The organism is Streptomyces sp. BK208, from assembly GCF_004364245.1.
Taxonomy (GTDB): Bacteria; Actinomycetota; Actinomycetes; order Streptomycetales; family Streptomycetaceae; genus Streptomyces.
In genome coordinates, this window is the sequence record NZ_SOAV01000027.1 from 1 (window position 1) to 13,153 (window position 13,153).

Sequence of the window (13,153 nt, forward strand, 5' to 3'; positions counted from 1 at the left end):
CGGGCTTTCCTCCGGGCGCTTCCCTTCGGTCTTGCGTTTCCGACTCTATCAGATCTTTCCGATCCGATTTCCTCGGTGCTTTCCAGGTTCTCGCTCTCGCGTTTCCCTTTCCGGCGGTTCCGACTCTATCAGATCCTTTCGGGCCCTGATTCCCCGTCAGAGGGGGTTGTCGTCCCGGCTGTTGGGCCGTTCCGACGTCTCAAACCTTAGCGGACCTTCTCGGCGATTCCCAATCGAGTCCGATCGGGGTGACGAGTACCCAGCGGAATTGAATTCGGGCGCGCCGAAGTCATTCCCATTGGGGGTCGTGCTGGTGGTGTGAGTGCCGCTGCTGCGGCGGGAGGTGCTACCGCAGAACCGTTACGGTCCCGTGGCAACCCGAAGAACTGTACGGATGCCCCAGGAGGCTGTCAAGCACGGCTGTCAAGATCTTTAATCGAGGTCGGTGAGCCGGCCCTCGGCGTCCGGCTGCGCGTGCTCGACCCTGCGCAGCAGGCGGGTGAGCACCTCACCGAGCGCGCTGCGGTCGTCGGCGGAGAGGTCCTGGAGCAGGTCCTCCTCGAAGACCGTGGCGAGGCGCATCGCCTCCAGCCACTTCTCGCGTCCTTCCGCGGTGATCGCGACGATGACACGGACCCGGTTGGTCTCGTCCCGCTCGCGGGTGACCAGGCCCTCCGCGACCAGGCGGTCGATGCGGTGGGTCATCGCGGCCGGCGTCAGGCCGAGGCGCTTGGCGAGTTCACCGGGGCCGAGGCGGTAGGGGGCGCCGGACAGCACGAGGGCCTTGAGTACCTCCCAGTCCGTGGTGCTGATGCCCAGCTCGGCGGTCTGGCGGCCGTACGCGACGTTCATGCGGCGGTTGAGGCGGGAGAGCGCCGAGACGATCTTCTCGACCTGGGGGTCGAGGTCCTGGAACTCGCGCTGGTAGGCGGCGATCTGTTCTTCGAGTGTCGGCTCGCCGGCGCCGGAGGTGTCGCCCATGGCCGCAGTATGGCACGCGACTCCTTTGCCTTGAAGTCCTTCGCTGTGTACTCTTTAGCTTCGAACTTTAGCTTCTAAGTCTTCAGCTCTAACGGCTGAGGCGATCGATCCCCAGAGATCAAGAGAGGGTGAACGTGACCAGGGCAATGGGCGCGGCGATGCGCCGGATTCACGTGGGCAACGCACTCAGCGCGTTCGGACTCGGCTTCACCGTCCCCTACCTGTACGTCTATGTGGCGCAGGTACGGGGACTCGGCTCGGTCACGGCGGGCCTCGTGCTCGCCGTCTTCGCCGTGGCCGCGTTGATCGCGCTGCCGTTCGCCGGGCGGGCCATCGTCCGGCGCGGCCCGCTGCCCGTGCTCCTGGTCGCCCTCGTCACCGCCGCCCTCGGTGCGATGAGTCTCGGGCTGTCCGCTTCGGCGGGCACGGTGCTGGCCTCCGCCGCCGCGCTCGGGGCGGGGCAGGCCGTGATGCAGCCGGCGCTCGCGACGATGATCGTGGACTGCTCCACGACGGAGACGCGGTCCCGGGCGTTCGCCATGCAGTTCTTCCTGCAGAACCTGGGGCTCGGTGTCGGCGGGCTCATCGGTGGTCACCTGGTCGACACCACGAGCGCCTCCTCCTTCACGCTGCTCTTCGCCATCGAGGCGTTGATGTTCCTGGTGCTGACCGCCGTCATGGCGACCGTGCGGGTGCCGCGCGCGCCGCGGATCGAGGCGGCGCCGGGGCAGACCGGCGGCGGGAGCTGGAAGCAGCTGCTCGGGAACAAGGCGATGGTGCAGCTGTGCGTGCTGGGCTTCGTGCTGTTCTTCGCCTGCTACGGCCAGTTCGAGTCGGGTCTGAGCGCGTACGGCGTCGAGGCGGTGGGGATCTCCACGTCCGCGCTGGGGACCGCGCTGGCGGCGAACACACTGATGATCGTGGTCGCGCAGTTCCTGGTGCTGAAGTTCGTGGAGCGGCGCAAGCGGTCGCGGGTGATCGCGTCCGTGGGGCTGATCTGGGCCGTGGCGTGGGCCGTGGCCGGATACGCCGGGCTCGGACACGGCAGCCAGACGATGGCGACGGCCGCGTTCATCTCGACGTACGCGCTGTTCGGGCTGGGTGAGGCCATGCTGTCGCCGACGCTGGCGCCGCTGGTAGCGGACCTGGCTCCGACCGGGCTCGCCGGGCAGTACAACTCCGCCTTCGCCCTGGTGAAGCAGCTCGCGCTGGCGGTCGGTCCGGCGGTGGGCGGGCCGCTGGGGGCCTCCCTGCACGGCCCGTACATCGTGGCGTTCCTGTTGTTCTCGCTGGGCATCACGGGGCTGGCGGTGCGGCTGGGGCGGCAGCTCACCGACGTACAGAACCAGCCGTCACTGGCCAGGAGCCGGGTGGTCAGGCAGGGCGGGGCGCCGGCCGACGCGGTGGTGGCCGCGGAGGCGTGAGGCGGGCCGGGGCGCGGGCGGGTCCTTTCCGCCCGCGCCCCGGCTCACTCCTTGTGCAGGACGAACTCGCACCAGACCGCCTTGCCGCCGCCCGGGGTGCGCCGGGACCCCCAGCTGGAGGCGATCGTCGCGACGATGGCGATGCCCCGGCCGGACTCGTCGCCGGCCTCCGCACGGCGGCGTCTGGGCAGGTGGTCGTCCCCGTCGGTCACCTCGATGATCAGGCGGCGGTCGGTACGGCGCAGGCGCAGCCGCATCGGGGGCGTGCCGTGCTGGAGGGAGTTGGCGACCAGTTCACTGGCGGCCAGGACGCCCAGGTCGTGCAGGTCGGCGGGGAAGCGCCAGCTGGTGAGGACGCCGGAGGCGAAGGCACGCGCGCGGGGAGCCGCCTCCACGCCGCCGAGCAGCTCCAGGGCGGCGTTGCGGAACAGCTCGGCCTCGGCGCCCTTGCGGGCGGGGTGCTGGAGGACCAGGACGGCGACGTCGTCGTCGTGGTCCGGGGTGACGCCCGCCGAGCGGATCAGGCGGTCGCAGACCACCTGGGGCGTGCCGGTCGCGCCGGACAGGGCGCGTTCCAGGGCGGCGATGCCCTCGTCGAGGTCCTCGTCGCGGCGTTCCACCAGGCCGTCGGTGTAGAGGACGGCCGTGGAGCCGGGGGGCAGGGCGATCGAGCCGGAGGCGTGCATCCACCCGCCGGTGCCGAGCGGAGGGCCGGTGGGTTCGTCGGCGCGCTGCACCGTGCCGTTCTCGTCGCGGACGAGGAGGGGCAGGTGGCCGGCGGAGGCGTAGACGAGACGGCCCTCGTTGGGGTCGTGGATGGCGTAGACGCAGGTGGCGATCTGGTTGGCGTCGATCTCGGCGGCGAGACCGTCGAGGAGCTGGAGCACCTCGTGCGGGGGCAGGTCGAGGCGGGCGTACGCCCTGACGGCCGTACGGAGCTGGCCCATGACGGCCGCCGCGCGGACGCCCCGGCCCATGACGTCGCCGATGACCAGGGCGGTGCGGCCGCCGCCGAGGGTGATCACGTCGTACCAGTCGCCGCCGACCGCGGCCTCGGTGCCGCCGGGGTGGTAGGTGGCGGCGACGCGCAGGTCGTCGGGCTCCTCCAGCTCCTGCGGGAGGAGGGAGCGCTGGAGGGTGACGGCGGTTTCGCGCTGACGGCGTTCGCTCGCGCGCAGTCGGCCGGCGGCCTCGGCGTGGTCGGTGACGTCGGTGGCGAAGACCAGCACACCGCGGCCGTCCCGCCCGTCCCCGCCGCCCGTCTCGGTGACCGGGGTGCAGGTGAAGGTGTAGGAGCGGCCGTCCGGGGCCTTGCGGGACTTGAGGGTGCGGGGTCTGCCGCTGCGCTGGACCTGGTCCAGGAGCGGGAAGAGGCCCGGTTCGTCCAGCTCGGGGAGGGCCTCGCGGGCGCGGGCGCCGAGGTCGCGGGTGCCGAAGGCGGCGACGTAGGCGTCGTTGACGTAGGAGAGGCGGTGTTCGGGGCCGTGGACGAGGGCGACGAGGGCCGGGACGCGGTCGAGGACGTCGCGTACGGGCAGTTCGTCGACGCCGGGGATGACGGGGGCGGGCGGTGCCTCGTCGGTGAGCTGCTCGGCGCGGGCCGCGGGTACGGAGCCGTCTCCCCGGCGGTCCGGGGGGACCGCCGGGTCGGTCCGCGCCGCGGCGCGGCGCTGCGTTCCGGGGAGTCGGGCGCTCCAGCGCGTGAAGTTCACGAATCCTTGCCTCGTGTAGTTGTCGGCGGCCGGGGACCGGGTCGGACCGGGCGGCCCGGGCCCCGGGGGCCGCGCTGGGGCGAGCGGCGGCGCGCCCGCGTGGTCGACCAGTCTGGCAGGGTGCCCGTCCGGCCGACATCCGTCAGACGCCCCAGCGGCCGGGGGAGTTCCTGCGTCCGGTCAGGACGACCCCTTCGGGTTGTGCGGAGGCTCCTGAGAAGGCTTTCCACCGGCCGCCAGTTCGAACTCGGCCCGCGGATGTTCGAGTGAACCCAGCGAGACGATCTCCCGTTTGAAGAGGCCGGCGATCACCCATTCGGCCAGCACGCGCGCCTTGCGGTTGACGGTGGGGACCCGGCTGAGGTGGTAGGCGCGGTGCATGAACCACGCGGGGTAGCCCTTGAGCTTGCGGCCGTAGACGTGGGCCACGCCCTTGTGGAAGCCGAGGGAGGCCACGGAACCGGCGTACTTGTGGGCGTACGTGTCGAGGGGCTCGCCGCGCAGGGCATGGGTGACGTTGTCGCCGAGGACCCTGGCCTGCCGGACGGCGTGCTGGGCGTTGGGGGCGCATTCCCGGCCCGGTCCGGACGCGGTGACGTCGGGGACGGCGGCGGCGTCCCCGGCCGCCCACGCGTGCGGGGCGCCGTCGACCGACAGGTGGGCGGTGCACGTGAGCCTGCCGCGGTCGTCGAGGGGCAGGTCGGTGGAGGCGAGGACGGGGTGCGGTTTGACGCCGGCCGTCCAGACGACCGTACGGGTGGGGAAGCGGGAGCCGTCGCTGAGGACGGCGACGCGGTCGGCGCAGGACTCGAGGCGGGTGTCCAGGCGTACGTCGATGTTGCGGCGGCGCAGTTCGGTGACCGTGTAGCGGCCCAGGTCCTCGCCGACCTCGGGGAGGATGCGGCCCGACGCCTCTACGAGGATCCACCTCATGTCCTCGGGGGTGACGTTGTGGTAGTACCGCGCGGCGTAGCGGGCCATGTCCTCCAGCTCGCCGAGGGCCTCCACGCCCGCGTAGCCGCCGCCGACGAAGACGAAGGTGAGGGCGGCGTCACGGACGGCGGGGTCGCGGGTGGAGGAGGCGATGTCCATCTGTTCGAGGACGTGGTTGCGCAGGCCGATGGCCTCCTCGACGGTCTTGAACCCGACGCCGTGGTCGGCGAGTCCGGGGACCGGCAGGGTGCGCGAGACGGAGCCCGGCGCGAGAACGAGCTCGTCGTACGTCAGCCGGCGGGCGCCCGTCCTCTCCTCGTCGGTGGCGAGGGTGGTGATGGTGGCGGTGCGGGTGGTGTGGTCGATGGAGTGCGCCTCGCCGATGACGATGTCGCACTGGCCGAGGACGCGGCGCAGGGGCACGACGACGTGCCGCGGGGAGATGGAGCCGGCCGCCGCCTCGGGGAGGAAGGGCTGGTACGTCATGTAGGGGTCGGGGGTGACGACGGTGATCTCCACCTCGCCCCGCCGCAGTTCGCCCCGGAGATTCCGTTGCAGCCGCAGGGCCGTGTACATCCCGACGTAGCCACCACCGACAACGAGAATGCGCGCACGTTCCTTCACCATCCCATGACGCACCCGGCGCTTGCGTTTGTCCACAGGCTCGTCAAATTGTGTGACCGGAGATCGCTGGGACGGACAGCCGGCCGGATCGCCCTGGCGCGTGGTGATCACGCAGGTCAGCGAGGGTGGACGTGGGGGCCGGGAGCGGCACATTCGGGGCGAATGCGAGCGGTGCTCCGATCGGGGGGCGCTCCGTGCGGAACGTGCCCCTTCTGAATTGACCCTCGCTCAACTATGTTCGTTCCGACGGAGTGTGGGGGGATGCGCGCTCGTGGTCCGCGACGAGCGGGCCGCACCACCGGGCCCTTCCACGCACTCCGGCTTTCGATGGCGGGGAGAGTCTCCGGGGGGAGACGTCATTACCGGGGGATTGTCTATGCATGTTCAGGATTCTCATTGGTCGTCCGCGTCGGCTGTCGCGCCCGGCGCCACGATGAGCACGGCGGCGGGCGGCGCACACGGCGACGCGACACGGACCGCACCCCTGCGGGTGGACGCCCAGCGCAATCTGGAACACGTGCTGCGCGCCGCGCGCGAGGTGTTCGGCGAGCTGGGGTACGGCGCTCCGATGGAGGACGTGGCGCGGCGCGCGCGGGTCGGTGTCGGCACGGTGTACCGGCGCTTCCCGAGCAAGGACGTGCTGGTCCGCCGGATAGCCGAGGAGGAGACGGCACGGCTGACCGACCAGGCCCGCACGGCGCTCGGGCAGGAGGACGAACCGTGGTCGGCACTGTCCCGCTTCCTGCGGACGTCGGTGGCTTCGGGCGCCGGCCGGCTGCTGCCGCCGCAGGTGCTGCGGGTCGAGGTGCCGGACGACGGCGGCGTCGTCGGCGCGGCGACCGGTGACCCGCGGGTGCCGCAGCAGCGGACGCAGTCGGGCACCGGTGAGCTTCGGCTGGTGCCCGGGGAGACCGCTGCGGCCGGAGCGGCGACGGCCGTCGCCGCCGGTCCGCTGACCGACTCGGTGATGGGTTCGGTTGCGGGCGACGACGGCGCCGCGGCGCTGCTGGAGGTCGTGGGCCGGCTCGTGGACCGGGCCCGGGCGGCGGGTGAGCTGCGACCGGACGTGTCGGTGTCGGACGTCCTGCTGGTGATAGCCACGGGGGCGCCCTCGCTGCCCGACCCGGCCCAGCAGGCGGCGGCCTCGGCCCGGCTGCTGGACATCCTGCTGGAGGGGCTGCGCTCGCGACCGGTCTGAGACGGCCCGTCGCGGACGGACCGACGAGCCACGTCGGTCGGGGTGGACGGACCGACCAGCCACGTCGGCCGGGGTGGACGGACCGACCAGCCATGTCGGCCGGGGCGGGACGGCGGCACCACAGTTGCCCGTGCCGCGTGCCCCGTGGGCCGTTGCCCGTGGGCCGCGGCCTGAACAATGGCCGTTGCCCGTAGGCCGGTTGCCTCTTCCCCGAACAGCTGAGCGTGGTCACCGCGGTACGGCACTGCACGTCCCCACGGACGAGTGATGGTCAGGGCAGCCTGGCCCCGGCCCGGAGCCGATGTGGCACGCTGACCCGGTGTCGGGACTGGCTGGGCAGGTTGGCGGGGGCTTTCCGCGATGAGCGTTGACGGGCGGGACGGGTCATTCGGTGACCGCGACAAGGCCCCTGGTGACGTCGGGGCCACCGACGCCCGGGCCACCGACGCCCGGGCCGGCGAGCCCCGGACCGGCGATTCGCCGCAGGTGCCGGGTCAGGGCGGACCGGCCCGCCCCGGGGGCCACGCCGCCCCCGGGAGGGGCGACCGGCCGGCCGACGACGCGGGCCGTGCCCCCTCCCGGGACGGCGGCCGGGAGGAGCCTGCCGAAGGCGGGGCCCGCGCGGGGGCCGGGGTCCCGGCGCAGCGCGAGCTGCACGAGGACGGCGTCGTGCCCCCGCTCCGGGAGGAGCACGCTGGTGGCGTCCTGCCTCCGTCACGCGAGCTACCGGCGTCCGACGCCGAGTTGATCGGGAGGATGCGCTCGGGCGACGACACGGCCTACGAGGAGCTGTACCGGCGCCACGCGGACGCCGTACGCCGGTACGCGCGCACCTGCTGCCGCGACGCCCACACCGCCGACGACCTCACCGCCGAGGTGTTCGCCCGCATGCTCCAGGCGGTGCGCGGCGGTTCGGGTCCCGAGTACGCCGTGCGGGCCTACCTGCTCACCGCGGTCCGGCGCGTCGCCGCGGGCTGGACCAGGTCGGCCGGACGGGAGCAGTTGGTCGAGGACTTCGCGGTGTTCGCCACGCAGGCCGCGCACTCCACCAAGGTGCCGGACGCCGACACGCTGGAGCTGGGCGCCGACGTCCGCGCCCTGCACGAGGCCGAGCAGTCGATGGCCATGCGGGCCTTCCGGTCGCTGCCGGAGCGATGGCAGGCCGTGCTGTGGCACACCGAGGTCGAGGACGAGTCGCCGAGCGAGGTGGCCGTGCTCTTCGGCCTGGACGCCAACGGCACCCGGGTCCTCGCCAGCCGCGCCCGCGAGGGCCTGAAGCAGGCCTACCTCCAGGCCCACGTCAGCGACGCCCTCGCCACCGACGAGGAGTGCGCCCGGTACGCCGACCGGCTCGGCTCGTACGCGCGCGGCAGGCTGCGCATCCGGGCCGAGCGCGGGTTGCGCAAGCACCTGGAGGAGTGCGCCAGGTGCCGGTTGGCCGCGACCCAGATCGAAGAGGTCGCGAGCGGCATTCCCGCCGCGGTGCCCGTCGCGGTCATCGGCTGGTTCGGTGCCGCCGGGTACGCGAAGGTGGCGGGACTCGTCGCCGGGGGCGCGGGCGCAGGTGCGGCGGGAGCCGCGGCCGCGGCAGGCGGCGGTACGTCGGGCGGGGCGGGCGCCGGGAGCGGGGCGGCCGCCTCCGAAGGGCTGGGCGCGCCGGTGAAGGCCGGTATCGCGGCCGGTGTGGTCGCGGTGGCGGCCGCGGCGGCCCTGGCCCTCGGGCTCGCGGGCAGCGACTCCCCGGACCAGGAACCGCCGAAGGCGGCCCCGCCCGTCTCCTCACCGGTGGCGCAGCCCGCCCCGGACACGCCGACGCCCACGCCCTCGACGCGGCCGCCCGACGCCCCGCCCGTACCCGCCCCGGACCCGGCCCCGAAGCCCACCCCCACCCCGAAGCCGCGCCCGACGCGAAAGCCCACCCCCGCACCCCCCTCCCCGAAGCCACCCGCGCCCCGGCCACCCACGCCCACCACACCCCCCAGCACACCTCCCCCCACCCCCACGCCTCCCACGCCTCCCCCGCCACCCCCGACCGCCGAATACCGGTGGAGCGAGCTGGCGTACGACGTGAGCGGCGACGGCACCGGCCCCGAGATGCGACTGGCCGGAAGCAGTTGGGTGTGGCAGCGCTCGGCCCTCTCGATCGGCGGCGTGCGGTACGCGCACGGCGTCACCGTCCACGGACGCTCCTCGGTCACCATCGACCTCAACCGTGACTGCTCGTCCTACGACGCGGTGGCCGGCGTCGACGACCTGACGGCGAAGCTGGGCAAGGTCCGCTTCTCGGTGTACGCCGACGGCGTCCGGCTGTGGAACTCGGGACCGGTCCGGGGCGGGGACCCGGCGGTACCCGTCCACCTGGACATCTCGGGGCGCGAGACGCTGCGGCTGGTGACCGAGCCGCACCGCCCCTTCGACACGGTGGCGCTCGCGGACTGGGCCCGGTCCCGCTTCACCTGCGCGTAGGAGCCTCCGGCACCGGCTGCCGTACCGCCTCCCCCACCTCGGCCAGGACGTCCCCCGGGGTGAGGCCGGCGCCCCCGGCCAGCTCGGCGCCGTACCGCTCCGTGCCGAGGGCATCGCGCGCGGCGGCCTCGGCCCGTTCGGCGTGGGCGCGGTCCGGCATGGGGCGCGGACGGTCGCCCCGCCAGTGCCCGGCGGCGCCGAGCAGCCGTACCGCGCGGGCGTGGTCGCCGAGGTCGCTCAGCAGGCCGGCCGCGCTGTCGACGAGGGTCGCCAGGACCAGGTCGGCGCACCGCTCCTCGATCGCCGCCCGGATGGTGCCGGCCAGCAGCGGCAAGGCGTCCCGCGGTCCCGACTCGCCCGCCGTGACCAGGGCCTCCACCAGCCCCAGCATGGCCAGGAACTGCGGCGGCGGCGTGCCGCGAAGGCACTCGTCGCGGGCTCCCTCCCACAGCACGCGGGCCCGCGTGAAGTCCTCCTCCACCACCGCGAGTCCGGCCCGCAGCATCAGGACGAAGGCCTTGGAGTCCACCACGCCGTACCGGTCCGCCGCGGCGCCGGCCTCGTCGAGTACGCCGAGTGCCGTGCCGTGGTCGCCCTGACGGTAGGCGATCTCGGCGAGCCGGGCGATGAGGAACGGCGCCTCCGCGAAGGCGCCCACCTCCTCGGCGAGCCGCAGCGCCTCCTCGTACTCGGCTCTGGCCTCCTCGTAGCGGCCGCGCACCATGGCGGCCTCGCCGAAGGCGCTGCACACCTGGGCCTCCACCAGTCGGTCGCCGACGCGGCGGCTGAGTCTGCGCATCTCCGCCAGATCGGCGTCGATGCCGGCCGGGGTGCCCGAAAGGTCGACCACCGCGTGGGTACGGAACATGAGGCTGGCGGCGATCTCCCATTCACCCCCGTACGCACGGCAGTTGGCGACGGAGGCGTCCATGGACGGCCGGACGTCGCCCGGTTCGCCGGCGAAGAACTCGGTCAGCGGCCATATGATGCCGGGCACCCGGGCCGCTTCGGGGCCGCCCGCCGCGAAGTGGTCCCGTACCCGCCGTACGTACCGCCGCATGCGCTCGTCCACCAGCCCTTCCCTCGCCCCGGTCTCGAAGGTGAGGAGGATGTGCATCATCCGTACCCGCATGCGCAGGGAGTGCAGCGGATGCGGGGGGTCGTCCGCCCGGACGGCGAGGAGCGCGTCGACGGGATCGGCGGCGGAGGTACGGCGCACGAGGACGTCCCGTGCCGGCACCCGGTCGCCGCACGCGTCCAGGACGGCGCCGAGGCGCAGGACCCGGTCCAGCCAGCCGACCCCCTCGTGGCGGTAGTTGCGCAGCCACCAGAACCAGCCCATGGCGAGGGCGAGGGAGGCGGCCTCCGGCTCGTCCCCGGCGCCGAGCGAGCGGTCGAGGGCCGCACGGATGTTGCCGTGCTCGGTCTCCAGGCGGGAGATGTACGGCAGTTGCCCGGCCGAGCGCATCTGCGGGTCGGCCTCCTCGGCGAGGGCGCGTGCCCAGGCGCGGTGGGCGCGTTCGGCGGCGGCGCGCAGCCCGGGGACCTCGGCGGCGCGTTCCGCGGCGTACTCGTGGATGGTCTCCAGCATGCGGTAGCGCATGCCGGCGCCCTCGCCGCCGGGGTCGGCGACGACCAGGGACTTGTCGACGAGGGCGCCGAGGAGGTCCGCGGCGGGCCCGGAGCCGACGGCCTCGGCGGCCGCCAGGTCCCAGCCGCCGGCGAAGACGGACAGCTCGCGGAGCAACGTGCGTTCCGCTTCGTCGAGGAGGTCCCAGGACCAGTCGACGACCGCGCGCAGCGTCTGCTGGCGGGGCAGCGCGGTGCGGCTGCCGGAGGTGAGCAGGCGGAAGCGGTCGTCGAGCCGGTCGGCGATCTGGCGCGGGGTGAGCATGCGCAGCCGGGCCGCGGCCAGCTCGATGGCGAGGGGCAGGCCGTCGAGGCGGCGGCAGATCTCGGTGACCGCGTCCTCGTCGCGCAGTACGGCTTCGGCGTCGGGACGCACGGCGCTCGCGCGGGCGGTGAAGAGACGATGCGCCTGGTCGGGGGCGAGCGGCTCGACCGGGCGCACCGACTCGCCGGGTACGCCCAGGGGTTCGCGGCTGGTGGCCAGGACGGTGAGGCCGGGGCAGCGGGTCAGCAGGGTCTCGGCCAGCCGGGCCGCGGCGCCGATGACGTGTTCGCAGTTGTCGAGGACCAGGAGCCGGCTGCGCGAGGCGCAGTACTCGACGAGGAGGGCGACGGGGTCGTCCTGCACGGCAGGCCGGTCGCCGGTCAGCAGCACGGTCTCGCGCAGCCCGAGGGCGTTGACGACCGCGCCGGGCACCGCCTCCGGCCGGTCGAGCGGGGCGAGCTCGACCAGCCACGCCTGATCGATTCCGGCGGCGGCCTCCTCGGCGAGGCGGGTCTTCCCTGATCCGCCCGGTCCGATGAGGGTGACGAGGCGGGCCTCGCGCAGTTCGGAACGGAGGGCGGCGATTTCCGGTTCCCGTCCCACGAAGGTGGTCAGCCGGGGCCGGATGTTGCCCCTGCGTCCGCGTGCCGGAGCCCGCTCGGGCGCCGGGGCGGAGCGCCGCTCCGTGTGCAGCAACTCGGCGTGCTGGGCGCGCAGTCGGGGGCCGGGTTCGGTGCCGAGCCCTTCGGCGAGGGTGCGGCGGGTGGTCTCGTAGGCGGCCAGGGCGTCGGCGTCGCGCCCGGTGGCGCGCAGGGCGGCGATGAGGAGGGCGTGCAGCGGTTCGTCGTACGGGTGTGCGGTGAGCAGCTCGCGCAGTCGCGGGACGGCGTCGTGGGCGTCGCCGAGGCGCAGACCTGCCTCGATGCGGGTGCGGGTCGCCTCCAGGTGCAGCGCTTCGGGGCCGGTGGCGTGGCCGGGGAGGTCGGCCAGGGCGGGGCCGCGCCAGAGGGCGAGTGCCTCGTCCAGGCTCCGGGCGGCAGTGGCGGCGTCGCCGTGGGCGAGGGCGGTGGTGCCTTGCCGTACGAGGCGCTCGAAGACGAACAGGTCGACGTCGTCGCGGGTCGCCGCGAGCCGGTAGCCGCCGGGCGCCGAGGCGACGGCGTCCTTGCCGACGGTACGGCGGAGGCGGCCGACCAGGGCCTGGAGGGCGGCGGGGGCGTCCTGGGGCGCGTCGTCCTGCGCCCAGACCTCGTCGATCAGGGTGGCGGGGGTGACGACCTCGCCGGCACGCAGGGCGAGGGCGGTGAGCAGCGCGCGGAGGCGGGGGCCGCCGGGGCTTGCGACGGTGCCGTGGTCCTCCGTCTGGGTGACGCCCAGGATTCTGTACCGCACGGGGTCATTGTCGCGGAGGGGGCTGTGTGCGGGCACCTGGCGGTGGGCTGGGGGTGACGTGGTCCGGCGTCGGCCTCTGGCCCGGGGCGGGGTGGGTCGCGACCCGGCGTCGTCCGGTGGCCGGGGCGGGACGCGGCTCGGCATTTCCCGGCGGTGGGCCGGGGTGGGTGCGGGGCGAGGAGAGCGCTACCCGGCGTTGCCGGGGTGCCGCTGCGCCCACCCGTGCCGCCCCAGCGGCACGACTGCCCGCAGCGGGGGGCGGCGGGGCGGCGACCACCCGCGGCGACGCGGCGACGGCGACCGGCAGCCGCCTACGGCGGGAAGGGGCCGCCGGGGGATGGCGACCCGCACTCGCGTACGGCGGGGAGGGGACGGGGCGGGGGGTGTCCGCCCGCAGCGGTTGGCGCGTCAACGCCCCGAGCCCTCTTCAAGTAACCGATTCCGCGCCGTTCCGAGGACGGACACCCCCCCCCCCCGCCCCCCCCCCCCCCCCCCACCCCAAGCGCGAAACCCCCCCCCCCCCCACCCC

8 protein-coding genes are annotated in these 13,153 nt (G+C 74.2%); 3 read left to right on the forward strand and 5 right to left on the reverse strand.

Going from position 1 to position 13,153, the window contains the following annotated elements:
* Nucleotides 1-432: 432 nt before the first annotated feature.
* Nucleotides 433-981 carry a MarR family transcriptional regulator gene (locus tag EV562_RS34845; protein ID WP_133890872.1) on the reverse strand — a complete coding sequence of 183 codons (549 nt, stop codon included), beginning with the start codon at nucleotides 979-981 and terminating at the stop codon, nucleotides 433-435.
* 146 nt (nucleotides 982-1,127) lie between these two features.
* Here EV562_RS34845 and EV562_RS34850 point away from each other — a divergent pair, with 146 nt between their 5' ends.
* Complete coding sequence (locus tag EV562_RS34850; RefSeq protein ID WP_133890878.1) at nucleotides 1,128-2,405, forward strand: MFS transporter; 1,278 nt, start codon at nucleotides 1,128-1,130, stop codon at nucleotides 2,403-2,405.
* 44 nt (nucleotides 2,406-2,449) lie between these two features.
* Here the strand turns inward: EV562_RS34850 and EV562_RS34855 are convergent, their stop codons facing one another.
* Nucleotides 2,450-4,117 (reverse strand): SpoIIE family protein phosphatase, encoded by a 1,668-nt coding sequence (locus EV562_RS34855; protein ID WP_133890873.1) that lies wholly within the window; start codon nucleotides 4,115-4,117, stop codon nucleotides 2,450-2,452.
* A 180-nt stretch (nucleotides 4,118-4,297) separates the two neighbouring features.
* Complete coding sequence (locus EV562_RS34860; RefSeq protein ID WP_133890874.1) at nucleotides 4,298-5,677, reverse strand: NAD(P)/FAD-dependent oxidoreductase; 1,380 nt, start codon at nucleotides 5,675-5,677, stop codon at nucleotides 4,298-4,300.
* A 373-nt stretch (nucleotides 5,678-6,050) separates the two neighbouring features.
* On the opposite strand from EV562_RS34860, the gene EV562_RS34865 reads away from it, so the two are divergent.
* Nucleotides 6,051-6,872 carry a helix-turn-helix domain-containing protein gene (locus EV562_RS34865; RefSeq protein ID WP_133890875.1) on the forward strand — a complete coding sequence of 274 codons (822 nt, stop codon included), beginning with the start codon at nucleotides 6,051-6,053 and terminating at the stop codon, nucleotides 6,870-6,872.
* Nucleotides 6,873-7,256: 384 nt separating this feature from the next.
* Here the strand turns inward: EV562_RS34865 and EV562_RS36040 are convergent, their stop codons facing one another.
* Nucleotides 7,257-7,565, reverse strand: coding sequence for a hypothetical protein (locus EV562_RS36040; protein ID WP_347877084.1), 309 nt, complete (start codon nucleotides 7,563-7,565; stop codon nucleotides 7,257-7,259).
* Between the two features lie 63 nt (nucleotides 7,566-7,628).
* Here EV562_RS36040 and EV562_RS34870 point away from each other — a divergent pair, with 63 nt between their 5' ends.
* A complete protein-coding gene (locus tag EV562_RS34870; protein ID WP_347877085.1) occupies nucleotides 7,629-9,338 on the forward strand; it encodes a sigma-70 family RNA polymerase sigma factor in 1,710 nt (569 codons plus the stop codon).
* Here the strand turns inward: EV562_RS34870 and EV562_RS34875 are convergent.
* The gene (locus EV562_RS34875; RefSeq protein ID WP_166662169.1) at nucleotides 9,325-12,624 is read right to left on the reverse strand and encodes a BTAD domain-containing putative transcriptional regulator; all 3,300 of its coding nucleotides are present in this window, start codon (nucleotides 12,622-12,624) and stop codon (nucleotides 9,325-9,327) included. The two genes, EV562_RS34870 and EV562_RS34875, sit on opposite strands and share 14 nt — an antisense overlap.
* Nucleotides 12,625-13,153 lie beyond the last annotated feature (529 nt).

What these genes read in the sequence shown, in the direction of transcription:
- EV562_RS34865 (WP_133890875.1), top strand. Translation starts at nt 6,051, where the DNA reads ATGCATGTTCAGGATTCTCATTGGTCGTCCGCGTCGGCTGTCGCGCCC.
- EV562_RS34860 (WP_133890874.1), bottom strand. Translation starts at nt 5,677, where the DNA reads ATGGTGAAGGAACGTGCGCGCATTCTCGTTGTCGGTGGTGGCTACGTC.
- EV562_RS34870 (WP_347877085.1), top strand. Translation starts at nt 7,629, where the DNA reads ATGCGCTCGGGCGACGACACGGCCTACGAGGAGCTGTACCGGCGCCAC.
- EV562_RS34850 (WP_133890878.1), top strand. Translation starts at nt 1,128, where the DNA reads ATGGGCGCGGCGATGCGCCGGATTCACGTGGGCAACGCACTCAGCGCG.
- EV562_RS34845 (WP_133890872.1), bottom strand. Translation starts at nt 981, where the DNA reads ATGGGCGACACCTCCGGCGCCGGCGAGCCGACACTCGAAGAACAGATC.